Here is a 1,261-nt window from a genome sequence, read left to right as displayed (position 1 = left end):
CTACCGCGCCGGCCCAGAGCAATGCGCCGTCGGAGCGCGTGCAATATCTCGCCGGCTCGCAAGCCTTCGGCACCATGATCACTGCGCCCGCGCAGGCGCGCGACGACGCAAAGCCAGAGACAAGGCCCGACGACACGCAGGCCACTCAGGCGAACGCCGCACCGCCTGCGCCGCAGCCATCGCAAGCGGCCGCAGTCGAGCCGGCGAAGCCGGCACCGCCATCGCAAGCCGCAAAGCCCGTCGAGCAGCAGGCTTCGACAGAGCCGCCCCCGTCACCCGACAACGCTTATGCCAAGGCGAGGGATTCTGACGTGAAGCGCGCCGCGTCCGAACGGCGCCGGATGGATCGCCGCGAGCGTTGGTCCGAGCGACACCGCTATGACTCCCGCGATCCACGCGACATGCGCGACCGGACCGATTGGGACGACGTGGCCCGCAACATTCGCGAAGACTCACACGCGCGCGATTACGCGGGCCGACCGCGTGGCGGCTTCCCRCAGATCAGGCTGTTCGGCCCCGACGATGACTAGCGCCTAACCCAGGATCGCGGCCGCTGCGCTCTCGGCAATCAGGATCGTCGGCGTCTGGATGTTGCCGGAGACCATGATCGGGATCACCGAGGCGTCGGCGATATGCAAGCCGTCAATGCCGCGCACCTGCAACCGCTGCGGATCGACGACGGCGAGATCGTCCGTGCCCATCCGGCAGGTCGAGGCGGCGTGATAGAGCGTGGTGCAATGGCCGCGGATATAGTCGGCGATCTCCGCATCGCTCGCGGCTTCCGCGCTCGGCGTGACCTCGCCCTCGATCATCTCCTTCAGCGGCGATTGCGCGGCGATGCGGCGGTTGATGCGCACGCCTTCGATCATGGTCGCGATGTCGCTGCCGCTCGCATCCGACGCGAAATAGCAGGGGTCGATCGCGGGATGCTCGATCGGATCGGCCGAACGCAGCGTGATCCGGCCGCGGCTGTTCGGCCGCTGCAACGTCGCATGCAGGGTGATGCCCGGCCTGGACGACAGGAAGCGGACATAGTCGCGGTGCGGGCTGATCGCGCCGTAGAGCTGGAGGTCGGGCTCGACATCGGGGCGGCTACGCACATGCGCGCCGGCGGCGACCCAGGGCGAGCTGCGCGGACCGCTGCGGCTGGTTTCCCACTCGGCAAGGCTCGCGGCCAGGCTTTCCTCCGTCCAGGCGCCGACGCCGATCTTCTCCTTCGTGTAGAAGGTGATGGGAATGTTGATGTGGTCCTGGAGATCCC

2 protein-coding genes are annotated in these 1,261 nt (G+C 68.1%); one reads left to right on the top strand and one right to left on the bottom strand.

What is annotated here, in order from left to right; translation table 11 throughout:
- On the top strand, nt 1–530 hold a 530-nt coding region (locus AC1D00_RS41615; protein ID WP_477014705.1), incomplete at its 5' end, for a hypothetical protein.
- Nucleotides 531–533: 3 nt separating this feature from the next.
- Here AC1D00_RS41615 and AC1D00_RS41610 read toward each other — a convergent pair.
- The coding region (locus tag AC1D00_RS41610; protein WP_477014704.1) for a GMC family oxidoreductase at nt 534–1,261 on the bottom strand (728 nt) is incomplete at its 5' end.

It is taken from the genome of Bradyrhizobium sp. P2_E8 (assembly GCF_056403875.1).
The sequence above is the reverse complement of the archived record's forward strand: the minus strand, read 5'-3'. Positions and strand labels throughout refer to the sequence as shown.